This is a genomic window from Xanthomonas sp. CFBP 8443, from assembly GCF_025666195.1.
GTDB lineage: Bacteria > Pseudomonadota > Gammaproteobacteria > Xanthomonadales > Xanthomonadaceae > Xanthomonas_A.
In genome coordinates this window covers 188,238-203,765 of sequence record NZ_CP102592.1, presented here as the reverse complement: position 1 = coordinate 203,765, position 15,528 = coordinate 188,238, and the positions used below count along the sequence as shown (strand labels likewise).

Annotated in this window: 9 protein-coding genes and 2 pseudogenes; 2 read left to right on the top strand and 9 right to left on the bottom strand. The window is 62.6% G+C overall.

Annotated features, from left to right (window positions below):
• Positions 1-6: 6 nt before the first annotated feature.
• From NUG20_RS00810 to NUG20_RS00800, 3 genes are all read right to left on the bottom strand, one after another.
• Complete coding sequence (locus tag NUG20_RS00810) at positions 7-4,215, bottom strand: RHS repeat domain-containing protein (RefSeq protein WP_263396592.1); 4,209 nt, start codon at positions 4,213-4,215, stop codon at positions 7-9.
• 107 nt (positions 4,216-4,322) lie between these two features.
• The gene (locus NUG20_RS00805; protein ID WP_263396591.1) at positions 4,323-8,162 is read right to left on the bottom strand and encodes a translocation/assembly module TamB domain-containing protein; all 3,840 of its coding nucleotides are present in this window, start codon (positions 8,160-8,162) and stop codon (positions 4,323-4,325) included.
• Positions 8,159-9,940: an autotransporter assembly complex protein TamA gene (locus NUG20_RS00800; RefSeq protein ID WP_263396590.1), complete on the bottom strand. Its 1,782-nt coding sequence runs from the start codon at positions 9,938-9,940 to the stop codon at positions 8,159-8,161. Before NUG20_RS00800 ends, NUG20_RS00805 begins: the two co-directional genes overlap by 4 nt.
• A 428-nt stretch (positions 9,941-10,368) precedes the next feature.
• On the opposite strand from NUG20_RS00800, the gene NUG20_RS00795 reads away from it, so the two are divergent.
• Positions 10,369-10,911, top strand: a complete 543-nt coding sequence (locus tag NUG20_RS00795) for a GNAT family N-acetyltransferase (protein WP_263396589.1) — start codon at positions 10,369-10,371, stop codon at positions 10,909-10,911.
• 3 nt (positions 10,912-10,914) lie between these two features.
• Positions 10,915-11,067 (top strand): annotated as a pseudogene (locus tag NUG20_RS00790) (DinB family protein); the annotation flags it as partial.
• 5 nt (positions 11,068-11,072) lie between these two features.
• Here NUG20_RS00790 and NUG20_RS00785 read toward each other — a convergent pair.
• The 6 genes and pseudogenes from NUG20_RS00785 to NUG20_RS00760 all read right to left on the bottom strand — a co-directional run bounded on the left by NUG20_RS00785 (position 11,073) and on the right by NUG20_RS00760 (position 15,524).
• Complete coding sequence (locus NUG20_RS00785) at positions 11,073-11,723, bottom strand: YceH family protein (RefSeq protein WP_263398583.1); 651 nt, start codon at positions 11,721-11,723, stop codon at positions 11,073-11,075.
• A gap of 148 nt (positions 11,724-11,871) precedes the next feature.
• Positions 11,872-12,570 carry a hypothetical protein gene (locus NUG20_RS00780; RefSeq protein ID WP_263396588.1) on the bottom strand — a complete coding sequence of 233 codons (699 nt, stop codon included), beginning with the start codon at positions 12,568-12,570 and terminating at the stop codon, positions 11,872-11,874.
• 9 nt (positions 12,571-12,579) lie between these two features.
• Positions 12,580-13,182 (bottom strand): hypothetical protein, encoded by a 603-nt coding sequence (locus tag NUG20_RS00775; RefSeq protein WP_263396587.1) that lies wholly within the window; start codon positions 13,180-13,182, stop codon positions 12,580-12,582.
• A 642-nt stretch (positions 13,183-13,824) separates the two neighbouring features.
• Complete coding sequence (locus NUG20_RS00770) at positions 13,825-14,412, bottom strand: hypothetical protein (RefSeq protein WP_263396586.1); 588 nt, start codon at positions 14,410-14,412, stop codon at positions 13,825-13,827.
• Between the two features lie 153 nt (positions 14,413-14,565).
• Positions 14,566-14,783 (bottom strand): annotated as a pseudogene (locus tag NUG20_RS00765) (hypothetical protein); the annotation flags it as partial.
• Positions 14,784-15,011: 228 nt separating this feature from the next.
• Complete coding sequence (locus tag NUG20_RS00760) at positions 15,012-15,524, bottom strand: hypothetical protein (RefSeq protein ID WP_263396585.1); 513 nt, start codon at positions 15,522-15,524, stop codon at positions 15,012-15,014.
• Between the last annotated feature and the right edge of the window lie 4 nt (positions 15,525-15,528).

Here is a 15,528-nt window from a genome sequence, read left to right as displayed (position 1 = left end):
GATATTTCAGCTGAGCAGCAATTGATAAAGAAGCGGCACGATGTTGAATGCTGGCTGCTGCGTATGCACTATGTTTCCAGCAGCGCTACAAGTTCCGTCTGGCATGCATGCAGATACGCGATATGAGTAGGTGCCTGAAGGCCTGGCCAGCGATGTCCAACTGGGATCCGTGCCTTCATAGACCGATGTCCACGTCACGCCATCCACGCTCTCTTCCACCACGTAACGAGTGGCACCGCCGACTGCCGTCCAGCTAACATAGTCCTTGACTGCCGCCGCCTGCCCGAGTGGCCAGTCGGCTTCGGCCACGAGGCTTCCGCCCAGCATGATGTAGTCGGTCGCCTTGGCCTGACGCTGGTTCTTCTGATAGCGCAGCGCTCCTGCCTGGTCGTACATCGAGCTGATAGCGCCCCCACTCTGCATCGCCACGGTGCGACGGCCGTAGCCGTCGTAACGGTAGGTTTCCTTGCCCGTTGCCTCGCGCAGACGATTGCCGTAGTCGAAGACGAAGCCTTGACCGTTCTTGTTCTTCAGATTGCCCTGAATGTCATAGCTCATGCCGATGACGGTACTGCCGCTGCAGTTGCCGGTCTTGACGTTGGTCAGTTGCCAATAGGCATCGTAGCAGTAGTAGTGGTCGCGGCCCGGGGCCACGACGTGGGTCAGGTTGTCGAGAACGTCGTAACCATAGGTCGCCGTACCGAACATCTTTGATTTGGCCGAGACAAGGCGATCAAGGCCGTCATAGGTCATATCGCGGTCACCACGCTCGCCGCGGCCGGTCGCGCCATCGCTGATGGCGGCTACATTGCCGTTGGCATCGTAGTCGTAGCCGTCGCTCAGGAACGCGGTGCCTCCATAGGTATCCTGACTGGTGTCAGGAAGCTGGCGTGCGTTCTGGGTCAGTGTGTGCACGATGCCATTACCGTACGTAAACTGTTTAATCGCGCCGTTGGGATAGTAACTAACGCCAGTTGCATAGCTGCCCACTTGTGTGGGTTGTCCCAAGGCGTTGGGCGCATAGTCGATGATCTGCCCCGATGGATAACGATGCGCAGCCAGATGACCATTGGCATCGTAGTTGTAGCCGATCGCCCAAGTCTCGCCATCGGCCTGAGCCTGGCTTTCCCCTACCAGCAGGCCACGCCTATTGTAGGTAAAACTATTATAGGTAGAGATACTGTTGTTGACTGTGGTGATCTGCTTGACCTTGCCATCCGGCCTATAGGCCAATCGCTGATCGCCGTTACCATCCGGGAATGTCATTGTTGTAATTCTATTGCGGACGTCATAGCTGCGATCGATGCGACGACCGGAAGCAAAGGCTGTGTCGGCATCACACGATGCTGTGCTGGCTAGGGACAGACCGTTTGCGGTCCAAACGACATTGCCAGATGCATCATAGCCGCTAGCGGTTGCACCTATTTCCGGCTCGATCGTTTTGCACAATTGCTGATAGGCGTCGTAGACGTAGCTACGTGTCAGGGACAACGCACCCCCAACATCGTGACGTCGTATCGAGATTGCCTTGCCAAACACATCATGTGAAATTTCGGTAACGGCACCTTCTGGGTGCTGAATCCAAACCGGAATATCATAGGCCGGCTGATCCAAGATCCAGTAGCCGGTAAGTGTCTTGTTGCCTCGGGAGTCAGTCACTCGTGTTTGGCTATTCGGCAGGTACTCGGTGACGGTTGCTAGCGTGCCTAGCTCCGAGTCACGCGATCCCAACGTAACTCGTCCCAACGCGTCATATTTTATCCAGCTTCCTGCACTCAATACATCCGTATAGCCCGGATATGAGGAGAACACTGTTCGTCCTGCATAATCATAGGAGAAGCGCTGATAACGCCGACTTACATCTTGGTTACCCGCATCAAATTCATAGGTAACAGCCGGACGCCAAAATGCATCGAAATAGGTTATCTTGCGAGCGTTACCAGTAGCGATAGTCTGCCGCCAATGACCTGGAGGCAGTCCATACTCTGCGGCAGCCACCTGCTCGAACGCTTGTGTCGTGACGTTCCAAGACACGTTATCCCCGCCGGGATAGGCAATGCTTGCCATTCGCCCCATTGAGTCGTAACCGTAGCTGGTGGTGTAACTGTTTTCGTCGGCTACCGCCGTGATCCATCCATGGTCATTAACGCTTGCCGAGATTACGGTATTGTCGGCGAAACGAATTAACTGCGGGACGCCACGCTTCCAATTTGAGAACGTGGTGACGTTGTTTTTGCCATCTGCAACTGTCGCCAAACTTCCGTCCGCATTGTAAGCAATAGTTTGCTGCAACTTGCCAAATGCGTAAGACTTCGTTGGCAAAGCGGTGTTCGCGTCGTACTCGACCTGTGACTCGACCAAACTGGTATCAGTGTTCGTTTGCTTTGCCACTTGGCCCAGCACCCATTTCGAAGCGTTGTCGCTATAGTCCACACTGTCACTACGGCGATGCCATGGACTATAGCGTGTGAATACCGTAGCACGCCCAAATATATCGAAGTTGCTGACATTGTAGGTGTGGAGCGTGTTGTCTTGGGATATGACCTTATTGTAGAGAGGTGAAAGCGCGCCAACCTGGGCATTGTTGATATTATCAAGCAATACGCTGCCTAGCAGCTTGGGCCAGGGACCTATCGTAGGTGCGGCATAGCCAAAATCTTCGCTGCGTAATAATGTAGAACCAACTGCACCCGAATAGTATTCGGATCGCAGCAACTGGCTCTCGCTAAAGTCGTAACGATTACTGAAAGTATAGCGCGTTACCGATCCCGCAGGGGTTCTCGCATCTGTCCACACCGTTGCAGCGCAGCCGGAACCGCAATCTTTGCTCCAACTGTTGTTTGGCGCAGAGTAGGAATACGTCCAAGTTTGTTCCGGCACGCCCGGTCCGGAAACACGCTTATTCAGTAAGTTAATATTTTTGTAAACATTAGGGATTTTCAGACTTCGATTCCCTGAAAAACTGGAATCGCACAGGTAAGGAACGTAGGATCTACCACGTATCAAGGTACCCACACTAAAATTACCTACAAGTCCTGAAGGGTGCCGCAAAGACAGATTAGTACTACCTGAGCTCTGCGCGACCTTGAACGTACAACCGTCATACGGATCATAGGTTACATATGATATGCCACTGAAATTGAAGAGACCTGAGAAGTCCATCCCCCACGAGCTACCGTCGGGCTGCGTGACAGCAGTCAAGTGAGCTCTGTTATCTGAAAGCGTTGCGTAAGAATATGTCCACCTTCTAGGAGGCGCATCAGCCGCCTGCAGAGTTGCGGAAGTAATTCTGCTACTTGGTGCTGAAGTATTGACGCCTTGCCATGCCTCATAGGTTAAATCCAACACCCTGCCATCACTTGCCTGGATTTTGAGCAAGTTGCCCGAACCATCGTACTGATAGGAAAGGCTATTACCGAAGCGGTCCTCAACACGAGATACCATCATCATGGCCATTTGCCGATCGACACCGCCAAATCCAGGCTGCGCAAAACCGACATTGTCGTAACCGCGATAGATCAGCCAGTCCATCCAATATTTGGTGCCTTCCGGTGAAACCGCTAGGAATCCTTGTCCCCCCTGTCCATTCGATGTTTGAGCGAGACAAGTCACCATCCAGTGCTGACGCGTCACTATGGGAAACGTCAGCTGCGCGCCAGTGGAGTCCGTCATCTGCGGCGAGAGTGTGTTGGAGGCATCTCGACGCAATAAGTCTTGGCGACCAATCCCAGGAATGATCAACTGGTACCCGCCCCACCATTGCTCTGCGTAGTAGATAACGGGTGCCGGACGTCCCAGGTTAAAAACCAAAGAGGGTGCTGAACCAAAATTGCTGCAACGATTCCCAGAAAAAAAAGAAATATTTTGGCTAGTAGTCAATGTTTGAATATTCGGCACTTCCAGGCGCCAATCAGAAAATGCGCGTGCAGCGCCTTCCCTTGGACTTGAATCGGAAGGGTCGAACGTGCGGACTAACTGGATCGGCAGCCCGGTCCCAGGCTGATCGATATCCACCTGTCTGAAAGTCAAAGCTCCGTTGTAGAGGCTGATGTTTTCGCCAAAAGGACTTTCACCCAAAGGCTGGATGTTTTGCGACGTCCGAATTCGCTTGTCGAATTCATCCTCCGGCGTTACGGCCTTTCCTTGTCCCACGCTCAATACCGACAAAAACGCTACTAGGACGACATTGCGCCATCCCTGCCGCTGAGTGAACATTTATCGCCCCTTTGGCTGCCAGCGTTGCGCTGACAGAGGCGCTAATTTCTCAAATGCGTGAAGAAGTTGTCAAGGTAATTTTCGGCTCGTCTGTCGCCGATTTTCCCCTACTTCTCCTTCCGCCAATTGATCGACCCACGATTCTCCACCGTGCTCGATTCCACTTCCGCGTCGAAACCGCGGCCGAGTAGGTATTTGAGGGTCAGCACCGAGCCGCTGCCGACCAGGGAGACGCCGTAGCTGACGTAGAGCCGGGGCGAGAGGTATTTGCCGAAGCCGACCACCGAGCCGCCGAGGGCGCGCGATTGGCTGACGCCGGCGTCGTCGAAGCCGAGCCTGGCGCCGAGTTGCGAGGCGAGAATGCCGCTACCGGCCGACAGCGCGCTGGCCGCGGCGGTGACCTGGTCGGCTTCGTCGCTGCTGGCGTTGCTGAGGCTGCGGCCCAGCACCAGATACGACATCGCTTCGGATTGCGACATCGACGGGTCCGACCACACGTCGGCGCGCGGCGCGGTGGCGCGGCCGGTGACGTCGATGCCGGCGGTGACGTCGCCGATCTTGCGTTGCGCGCGCATGTTGATGCGCGGGTCGGATACGACGTTGTTGCTCCAGGTCAGCTGGCCACGGCTGATGGTCAGGTCCTGGCCGTAGGCCTTGTATTGGCCGCTGACGTCGAGGCCGCCGGTGGCGGTCATCTCGCGGCCCTGGCGCGAGCGTACCTGCATGGTGCCGGTCAGCGCGCCCTTCAGGCCGAAGCCGGCCATCTTGACCTGGTCGCCGAGCACCACGCGCAGGTCCATCTCCAGCGGCGAGCTCGGCGCTTCTTCCGGGTCGGCCGGGTCCAGCACCACCACGTCCTCGGAGACCGAGGTGCCGCGGTCCAGCCGCTCCAGGTCGATGTCCGCCGACGGCACGGTGACCTGGCCGTTCAACTTCATGGTCTTGTTGGCGATGCCGAACTGCAGGTCGGGATTGGCCACCGCGCGCAGTTCGGCGGTATTCGATACCAGTACGTTGCTGCCACGGATGTTCAACTGCAGCGGCGTGGTGTCGCCGTACCAGGACAGGCCGCCGTCGACGTTGAGCGTGCCTTCGCCGGACTTCACCGCGGCGACGATGCGCGCCGAGCCGTCGGGCTGGGCGTCGAAGCGGCCGTTGCCTTCGCTCAGGGTCAGGCCCAGCGCCGGCAGTTCGCCGGTGAAGTTGCTGAGCGTGGCGTTGCCGCCCATCGAGGGTTGCGAACGCGTGCCGCGCAGGCTGACGTGGCCTTCGACCAGGCCCTTGGGCCGCACCAGGTCCGGCGAGAACAGCTCCATCCAGTACAGCCGCGACATGTTCATGTAGATCTCGCCGGTGAGCGGCGCGTACGCGTCCCAGCCGGTGTCCACGGTGGCATCGATGAAGCCGTCGCCCTTGAAGCCGACGCCGAGCTTGGAGTGGATGTGCTGGGCGGTGAAGTCGGTGACGAAACTGAACTGGTCGTAGCGCACCAGTTCGCCGCGCGCGTTGTCGCCCAGGCGCAGGCCGCCTTCCGGCGAGGCCAGGCGCAGCGATCCCTGCCAGGCGTTGCCGGCCGGCTTGAAGCTGCCGTCGAGGGTGAGTTCGCCGCGCAGGTAGATCTTGCGGCCGCTGTTGGGCGGCAACCACGGCTGCACCAGCGACAGCGGCAACGCGTCGCCGCGCACGGTCAGGCCCTGCTTGGGCCAGTTCGCGGCCACGCACAGCGCGCCGCCGCCGGTCGCGCCGAGGCAGGTGTCGGAGAGGGTGAAGGCGCTGCCGGCGATGGCGAACGTGGCCGGCTGTCGCAGTTGCCATGGCTCGCCCTTGGCCGGCGCCACCCGCAGCGTGTTCACGCCGCCCTGCCAGCGCGCGCCGTCGCGGCGCAGTTGGCCGGCCAGGGCGAGCGTGCCCATGTCGTTCTGGGTGTCGGCATCGAGTTGCAGGTTCTCCACCGCGCCGCGCGCATCCACGCGCAGCGTCTGCAGCACCATGCCGGCGTTGATCGCGCTGCCGCGCAGCGCCAGTTCGCCGCCACTGCCGCGCCACGGCAGGCGCCCGCGCAGGGTGACGCTGTCGGCACCGTAGCTGTCCCACTTCAGGCTGTTGCCGGTAAGGTCGGCGGTGAGGTCGGGCGCGTCGCGGCGGCCCTTGACCTGCACGCTGCCGCGCAGGCTGCCGGTGGCGCCGGGCAGCAGGTCGGCCAGCTGCAGCGGCTGCAGTTGCGCATCGATGTCGAGCTGGTCGCCGACCTTGCCCTGCGCCTGCACGCGGCTGTCGCCGAGCGCCAACTGCAGCTTGCCTTCGCCCTGCTCGCCCTGCAGCGCGAACTTGCCGTTGGCGTCGAGCGGGCGGCTGCGCAGCTTGCCGTTCAAGTGCGGCACGTCGAGGCTGGCCTGGTAGCCGGCAGCGCTGCCGTCCGGACGCAGCGGCAACTGCTTGCCCTTGGACGCGAACTGGCCCGACAGGTTGCCGTCCCAGCCCGGCGCGAAATAGCCGGGGTCGAAGCCGGCGAGCTTGCCGCTCAGGTCCCAGCTCAGTTCCGGCGCCCATGCCACCGCACCGCCGAGATCGAGCGTACCGGTGGGCATCGCCGCCTGCAGCTGCACGATCTGCGCCTGCCGGTCGTCGCCGCGCACGTCCAGCTGCAGTCCCGCGCTGTCCTTGCCGCGCGCGACGGTGGCTTCGCCATAGGTGGCCCACTGCTTCAGCGTGCCGGCCAGGCCGAGGTTGGCTTCGACCAATTGGATCGGCACCGCCGGTGCGTCCGGCGTGGACGGGTCCGGCGTGGTGGCGAACTTCAGCCCACTGGCGTTGACCGAGAAACGGAAGGTCGCGTTGTCCGGATCGCGGAAATCGGCGGTGCCGCGCAGCCGCGCCTGGCCGTCGAAGGCGCGCAGCTGCAGCGGCGCGACGGTGAGCACCTGGTTGTCCAGGCGCACGTTGGACGGATCCAGCGTCAGCTTCTGCGCGCCGTACGCGAGCTGGCCTTGCAGCTTGGCGTCGCCGCCCTTGCCGGAGGCGCTAAGGTCGAACGCGATCGGTTCGCCGGCGTCGGCCGCGGCATCGCCCGGCGGCACGAACAGCGACGGGTCCAGCGCCTTGCTGCTGGCGGCGAACTGCCAAGTGGGATCGGTGCGCCCGGTGAACACCAGGGTGGCGCGCAGCGGCGCCGGGGCGTTGCCGGCGATCGCCACTTCCATCTTGTCCAGATTGCCGCGCGCGACCAGGCCCAACCGCGCCAGCGTGCGCCCGCGCGCGGCCGGCAGCACGGCGCTGGCGGTGAGGTCGGCCTTGTAGTCCTGCGCCGGCACGTAGTCGCCGTCGACGCGGAAATCGCCGCGGTCGCTGGTCACCACCAATTGCTTCGAGCGGAATTCGCCGTTGGCGACCTCGATGCCGCCGCGCAGCGTGCGGATGTCGATCATCGGTTGCTGCGCCTGGGTGATGCGCAGTCCGTCGATGGTGATGTGATCGGCCTGCAGCGCCAGCGGCACTTCGATCTGCGGCAGCGACTGCGGCCAGCTCGGCAGTTCGAATGGTTCCTCGCTCTTGGCCAGGTTGAGCGTGGCGTTCTTCAGTTGCAGCACGTCCAGCTGCAGCTTGCGCCCGAGCAGCGGGCGGATGTCCGGATCCAGGTAGGCGCGCTCGGCGGTGAAGTGGATCTCCTCGTAGCGGAAATCCAGGTTGTACAGGGTCAGCGGGCCGGCCAGCGGACCCTCGGCGCGCTCCCAGGTCAGCGAGGACCCGGCCGGCAGCCGCGCCACGACCTGCGCCAGCAGCACGTCGCGCCCGGCCACGGTCTGCAGCAGCCAGTACACGGCGATCAAGGCCAGCAGGCCGAGCCCGGCGATGGTCAGCGCCGAGCCCCACCAGAAGCGCTTGCGCCGGTAGAAGCGCGGGCGCCGCGGCGGCGGCGCGGCGGGCGTGGCCGGACCGGTCGCGCTCACAGGTTGGCTCCGATGTTGAGATAGAGCTGGAACTGCGAGTCCGGATCGTTCAGGCCATGCGCGATGTCCACCCGTACCGGCCCCACCGGCGAGCGCCAGCGCACGCCGAAGCCGACGCCGGTGTGCCAGTCGGGGGTGTCGTCGAAGGCGCTGCCGCTATCGACGAAGACCGCGCCGCCCCATGGCCCGCCCTTGAAGTAGTGCTCGTATTCGGCGCTGCCGGTGAGCACGTGCTTGGCGCCGAGGGCGAAGCGGTCGGGTCTGGGCGTGCGCGGGCCGACCTCGCGGAACGCGTAGCCGCGGATGCTGTTGTCGCCGCCGGCGAAGAACCGCAGGCTCGGCGGCATCGCCACCAGGGCGTTGGTCCAGGTGCTGCCGGCTTCGCCGCGCAGGATCAGCCGGCTGTTGGCGCCCAGGCCCTGGAACCAGTTCAGGCGCAGGTGCGCCTGGGTGAAGCTGGCATCGGAGCCGAGTCCTTCGGCGCCGGCGCGCAGGCTGACGTTGCCGCTGAACCCCTTGCGCGGGAACACCTTGTCGTCCACGCCCACGTAGTCGGCCTCGATCTGCGGATAGACCAGCGTGGAGTACTGGTACAGCGCATCGTCGAACACGGTGTCGGTGGCGTAGCGCCAGCGCTCGCGCAGCGCGTTGAGCGAGGCGATCGCGGTCCAGTGCTCGTTGATCTCGCCGCTGCGGCTGCCGGTGAGCTTGAGGTTGCGCAGGTCGATGTAGTCGGTCTGCTCGTCGTAGGCGCGCATCGAGGCGGTGTACCAGCCGTCGAGCCAGCGGAACGCCGGCACCCGGTAGCTGGTGATCAGGCTCTTGCGCTTCTGCGCGTAGTCCAGCTGGGTGCTGAGCTTGTGTCCGCGCGCGTTGACGTAGCGGCGGTCCACGCCCAGGCGCACGCCGGCGCCGCTCTCGCTGCCGTAGCTGATGCCGCTGGTGTAGATGCTGCGCTTGGCGCGGGTCAGGTTCACGTCGACCGGCACGTTGCCGTCGGCGTCGGCTTCCTCGGGCTTGGGCTGGATGTCGACGGCGCTGAAGTAGTCGAGCTTGACCAGCGATTCGCGCAGCCGGTCGAGCTTACCTTCGTGGTAGTAGCTGCCTTCGTCCCAGTACACCAGCGGGTCGAACAAGTCCTGCCGGAAGTAGTCCTGGTGGAAGCGGATCGCGCCCATGTTGTAGCGGCGGCCGCTGTCCCAGCTCAGGTCGATGTCGGCGGCATGGTCGGCGCGGGTCACCTCGACCTTGCGCTGGGTGAAGTCGGCATCGAAATAGCCGCGTTCGGCCAGGCGCCGGGTGATGGTGACCTTGCTGGTCTCGTAGGTGGTGTGGTCGAAGACCTCGTCGGCCTTGGGCCGGAAGTTCTGCAGGTCCTCGCCCAGGTAGCTGTCGTCCTCGGCCGGGCCGGTGATGCCGACATGGAAGTTGCGCACCCGCACCGGCTCGCCCTTGTCCACGTGCAGGGTCACGTTGAGCTTGTCGTCGTTGCGCGGCGCTTCGACGGTGATGGTCGGGGTGTAGTAGCCGAACGGCTCCAGCGCCTGCCGGGTCTGCCGCTCGGCCTGGCTCAGCAGGTACTCCAGGCGCGATTCGCCCTGGACCTTGCCGATGGTCTGGTACAGCGACAGCGAGACCTCGATGTTCTCGATCATCGCCGCGTCGTCGTCCTCGTCCAGGCCTTGTATCTGGACTTTTTCGATCGTGCCGCGCGCCTGGACGAGGCCGGCCAGCGACAGCAAGGACAAGAGCAGGGCGAGGCGGGGGATGGATCGCATGGGCGCCAGAATACCGACACAGGGCGTGAAGCTGTTAACTGGACGTTCGCCGATGGCCAACCGGAGGTTGGCTTGCATCTGCGGGCGATGTCGCGTAGGCGGCCTGCGGCGATGCGGATGGAGGTGGGTCGCGTGCGATGGCGGGCGGGCGTTGCTGCCGCTATGGGGGATTCCCCAGCATGCGTGTCGAAGCGATGGGCATCGATGGCTGTGGCACACTGCTGGCCGCCACGGGGCGCCCCGGCTGCGTGTAATGGCGTCGCTTGAGCAGGTACGGCGCACGGAGTTGCCAGGCTGGGCAGCCGCTCGGTTTTCCCTGCAAGGGCGATGTTGCAGTCGCGTTACGCGCCAGGCGAACCCCTGCGACTTGCCAAGCCGCGGAGGTCGCGCCACGCTGGCGCGCTCGTCGTCCCAGCAAGGAACCGGCCATGTCCACCGTGATCGAAACCGCGCGCCTGCGCCTGCGCTTGCTGGAGCCCGATCGCGACGCCGCCGCGATGCTGGCGCTGCTCAACGACCCCGGCTTCCTGACCCATATCGGCGACCGCGGCGTGCGCGACGAAGCCCAGGCGCGCCGCTACCTCGCCGACGGCGCGGTGCTCAGCTACACCCAGCATGGCTTCGGCCTGTATGCCATGGAACGCCGCGACGACGGCGCCTGGCTCGGCGTGGCCGGCCTGGTGCTGCGCCCCACCCTGCCCGCGCCGGACCTCGGCTACGCCCTGTTGCAGGCCTACCAAGGGCACGGCTATGCCAGCGAAGCCACGCAGGCGGTCCTGGCCTACGCGCAGGACACCCTGGCACTGCCGCGCCTATGCGCGATCGTGGCGCCGGACAACCCGCGTTCGATCCGGCTGTTGCAGGCGCTGGGCTTCACCGCGCAGCGCCGCATCCGGATCGCGGACGACGCGCACGACGTCGAGCTGTACGCGCGCGACCTGCAGGCACCCGCCGCGCAACCGGACCCCTGAGCCGTGGACACCCTGGAATCGCTGCAACTGCTCGCACGCTACAACCAGTGGATGAACGAGCGGCTCTACGCCGCCGCGGCGACGCTGTCGGAACACGCCATCGCGCAGCCGCGCGGCGCCTTCTTCGGCTCGTTGCTGGGCACGCTCAATCACCTGAGGCACTACGCCGTCCCGCTCTGCGCCTGCAACCCGGCAACGATCTCGCGCAGCTCCGCCAGCTCCGCCTCCAAGGCCTGCACCCGCGCTTCCAGCTCGTCGTTGCCGGACGCCGCCGGACGCGACTTGAACGATGCCGCCAACGCCTCCGCATCGATCGGCCCGCCGAGCAGGTGCATGTAACGGTCCTCGCGCTGGCCGCTGGCGCGCGGCAACTGCACCGCCAACTGGCGTTGCGCCAGCCGCTCCAACTGGTGCCGCACATCCTCGGCGTCGGCGAACCGCGCCATGCGCTCGGCCCGCGACAGCAACTCGTTCACCGTCTGCGGACCGCGCAACAACAGCAGCCCGACCAGGATCACCTGCTGCTGGGTCAGATCCAGCGCCGCCGCCAGGCGATGCTCGTAGCGCTCGGCGCGCGACGAGAACTGCTGCCGCGCAAGCCCACGCCCTTCCAATTGACGCAGCGCATGCTGCACGTCGCCCGGACTCAACGCCATCACCGGCTCGCGCGAGGTCTTTTGGTTGGCCGCCACCACCGTCGCATTGACCGTGAGCGGATACGCATCCGGCGTGGTGGCCTCCTTTTCGATCAGGCAGCCCAGCGCACGGGCCTCGATGGCGGAGAGTACGGGGGGTGCAGGCGTGTCGGTCATCGTGCTCGGCGTCCAGGCAATGACGTGCAGCATAGCGCTGAACTGCGACGGGTTCGCCTGCGACGCGCTGATTCGGTGGTCGGCAGCGACCGCCATCGTGGCGATGGCGGCCACGCCGACGAGAGCCGCGCAGGCGGCGACAGCAGGATTATTGCTGCGTTACCGCCATCGCTTCGACCTTCTCGAACAGCGTCGGGAAGCCCTGCGCGAACTCGGCCGCGCATTGCTCGGAAAGTTCCACCGCCCGTCGCTTGACTTCGGCGTAGTCGTCGGCCTCCCAGGCACCGATCGGCAACTCGATGACGGCCGGCGCGCAGCGCTGCGACACCACTGCCTGGCGTACCCCTGCCACGTCGGCCGGACGCGCTTCCATCCGTACCGAGAAGTGCAGCTCATACGGCGTATTCGCGTCCGACAGCGACTTGTAGACCAGGAGCCAGTTCTCGGCCTTCACCTTGAAGGCCGCTGGCGGCACATCCTGCGGATGCGCGGCTGCATAGTCACGCAAACGCGCCTCCAGCACGCCCGGCAGCGTACCCAGACCCGGATCGACGATCGCCTCGTTCGGCTCGCCCAGCAGGTCCTCCTTCTTGAAGGTCTGCACCCCCACGCCGCCGCCCATCGCGCCGAAGATTCCCTGCATCACCTTCAGGCTCGTCGCCTTGGCGGTGTGCGAGCGCCGCACCACCCGCAGACCGCGAGTCTTCATGTCCGTAGTGGCGAGCACCGTCAACGGCTTCTGCGCCGGTTCGACGAAAGCGGTCTTTTCCCCGGTGCTGGCGCAGCCGAACAGCACAGGTGCCGCGGCGGCGACGACAATCCCATATATCCACACTTTCAACGACATGAACGTTCCCTATTCTTTCTGATCGGCGGGGCAAGTGGGCGAACGACTGGGCACCGAGCGACGGTTGATCCGCCCGTCGGCGTCTTTGACGAGCGCATAGACATCCAGACTGCACGCGCCGGACGCGGTGTTCAGGACTGCCTCGTAGTCCTGCCCCGCTTGCGGCACGAACGTCCCTGCGGCGATGCAGGTGGGGCCATGGCCGATCGGGCGATTACAGACCATGCGGTAGCCGGGCGGCGCCGGCGGGCACGGTGCCGCAGGCGCGGACGCGCCAGCGTCGAACGCCAGCACGACTGGCTGTTCGGAGCGGACATAGAGTTCGAGCGACCGCTTCGGCGTATCGCTCAGGCGCGGCATCTGCAGGTTCCGATGCGCGGTCAACGGAGAGAACGCAACCCGTCCGAAGCCGGGTACATGGCCGCGATTGCAGGTGGTGCCCGGATAGATCACGGCGTTGTCGGTTGCGCCCAGCAGACGCAGGCGCGTGCGCTCGCCGTCGGCAGGCTCGTCGTAGAGGAATAGTTGCGGGGCGTTCTTGACGATGGCGCAAGAAGCGGTCGTCGCGGCAAGCGACGCCAAGCACAGCCACGAGAGTTTTCTACCGACCATGGACGATCCTTCCTTGGGTATTCAGCACGAGATGTTTGTGCATTCGTAGCGGCACGACCCATCGCTGGAATGCGATGGGTCGCTGGTGCGACGCAAGCGATCGGCGACGAAACGGAATCCCCTGACTGCGATTCGGCGCTGTTGTATTGTCCTGTTCTGTAGGCAGATCCACCATCCGAGCATCTCCGACGCGGTGTCGGGATAGTCCTGACAATGCAGGCTGGCGATACGCCGCAATTCGCGTTTCGCGCGTTCTCTTCTACCGGTGCCTTTGGTGCTATTCGGGTTCAGCCTCGGGCACCCACCCGCCGCCGCGGGCAGCGCGTTGCCCCGCGGCCACGGACACGCTGTCGGTGTCGGTGTCGGTGTCGGTGTAGACCTTGGCCGCCAGAAAACTGGAGTCAGAGTGAACTTTCCCTCTGTCAAATTGACCTTCGGCTGTTTACACCCGCGCAGCGGGGCCGACACGATGGCCGAGCCGGCGCTCAATGGCCGCAAAGAAGGGCTGTTGCTCAGCGCATGTTGGCGCCATAGGTTCCAACGGATGTAGAGACTAGGGAAACTTCACTCTGACCCCAAGTTTTCGGAGACCAATGCCGGCGTTCGCACATACCGGTTGGCACACCCGGCAACGAAGCGGCCCTATTCGTCGCTACATTCCTGCGCGTCTTTGGATTCGACCGGAGCCAGCGCTACGCCGTCGCTGGTTTCGCTGATCCTGGAGATGGTGAGATGGCAGTACTGGCGCGAGAGATCCAGGGCGACCTCGTAGTCCTGGCCTTTTTCGGGGACGAAGGACGCGCCGAAATCCTTGCAGCCGCGCGAAATGCCGCTTGGCCCCGTGGTTTCATAATACGAGGCGTGGATGGCGATGGGCTCGCCTGCGGTGATGGCGTATTCGCGATAAAACGCCTTGGCCAGGATGCCGTTGCGCTGTTTGAGGTTGGTGACATTAGGGGTGACCGGCATTCCCAGGGAAATGTTCTTCTTGCTGCCGAAGGCACCGCCGAAGCCGCTGCTGGAGGGCGTTTCGCTTTCAGCATCACCGCCGTAGCACATGGTGTTGCGATAGAACTCCAGGCCAATCACGGCCTGCCCAAAAAAGCGGATCCGCGCTTGGTTTTCGGGATTTATCCGTGCCTGCTCGTCCTCGTCGTCGCTTATGGCCGCTGCTGGACAAGCTGCAGCGAAAAGTGCGGTCAGCAGAAAAAGCTTGGGTAGGAGTTCCATTCTGACCTCGTCGTGACTTGAGGTAGCGATAGCGGCTGCTGGCGGAGCTTCTGAAGCTGTTTGATCGTCCGACAAGGGCCGCGCTGCTCTGGAAAACTACGCTTTTCCAAGGGACGATGTGCTGCCAGCGCACGTATGCGCCGTGAAACAGGATCAGAGTGGAGGCATCCCCACGTTTTTATGAAGGGGCAACCATCTGGTCGAGGACGTGTTTCGCAGTCGCTGCAGCCACTTCCAGACCGACTCCATGGGCCAACTTCGGGCCAGCGCCTCCCTCCCCACGCGCAGGGTCGGGTACAGCTTGCGCCGCCGTTTGGCAGGATACAGCCATTGATCGATCCGGTGGCCTCGCAGCCCAGACCGGCCAGCCAGCGGTCGCTGCTGATGAAGTTGTCGTAATTGACGAAGCGTGTATCGGTCTCGGTCAGGTAGCGGCGTCAACGCCGGCGCTGCGGCTGCGTTGACGCCGCCCAGGCCGTTGATGGCGCGGCCCAGCTCGTTGACGCTGGCGCCGAGTACCTGCAGCGGATTTCCAAACGGATATTTCCTCTTGCCCCGTTATTGGATAAAGCCAATCAATTGAATTTACCCGAAAACACCTACTCATCTTTTAACTTAAGGGGAACTAATGGTTTATTTGCCCATGGAACATTGTTTTTTTTGAATAAACTTTCCAGCTCCTCTCTAAACCTACCGAGGGATTCATCATCACTCACTTCTTTTTCCGCAAAACATCTTTTAAAAATCGATTCTCCAAAATCAGTTGAAACCAGCTGAGGCTCAAGCCAAACCCCCATATCCAAAGCATGTTGCCTAGACACTCCCTCAACGGAAGTTGATTTTTTATTTTTGTCGACGCTGGCTAATTTTTCAAAATAATCATCAATACTTTTAAACCCAGCATCCTCTACCCAGTCGTCAGGAAGAAATTCTACTAACCCACATTTAATAAACCGATAAATCATGTCTACCGATAGTTGTTGAGAGGATGTAGAACACGCAGGATACTCATCAAGCCCTGTGCCATCCATCCCAAAGAATATAACCGGCATTTCGCTGAGAATAAGCACGTCCATAATAATGGCCAACTCTTTAACAATCTCTTTTTTCATATGC

Coding starts and splice junctions, on each gene's coding strand:
- NUG20_RS00810 (WP_263396592.1), bottom strand. CDS start 4,215: ATGTTCACTCAGCGGCAGGGATGGCGCAATGTCGTCCTAGTAGCGTTT.
- NUG20_RS00795 (WP_263396589.1), top strand. CDS start 10,369: ATGTCCACCGTGATCGAAACCGCGCGCCTGCGCCTGCGCTTGCTGGAG.
- NUG20_RS00775 (WP_263396587.1), bottom strand. CDS start 13,182: ATGGTCGGTAGAAAACTCTCGTGGCTGTGCTTGGCGTCGCTTGCCGCG.
- NUG20_RS00785 (WP_263398583.1), bottom strand. CDS start 11,723: ATGACCGACACGCCTGCACCCCCCGTACTCTCCGCCATCGAGGCCCGT.
- NUG20_RS00770 (WP_263396586.1), bottom strand. CDS start 14,412: ATGGAACTCCTACCCAAGCTTTTTCTGCTGACCGCACTTTTCGCTGCA.
- NUG20_RS00780 (WP_263396588.1), bottom strand. CDS start 12,570: ATGTCGTTGAAAGTGTGGATATATGGGATTGTCGTCGCCGCCGCGGCA.
- NUG20_RS00800 (WP_263396590.1), bottom strand. CDS start 9,940: ATGCGATCCATCCCCCGCCTCGCCCTGCTCTTGTCCTTGCTGTCGCTG.
- NUG20_RS00760 (WP_263396585.1), bottom strand. CDS start 15,524: ATGAAAAAAGAGATTGTTAAAGAGTTGGCCATTATTATGGACGTGCTT.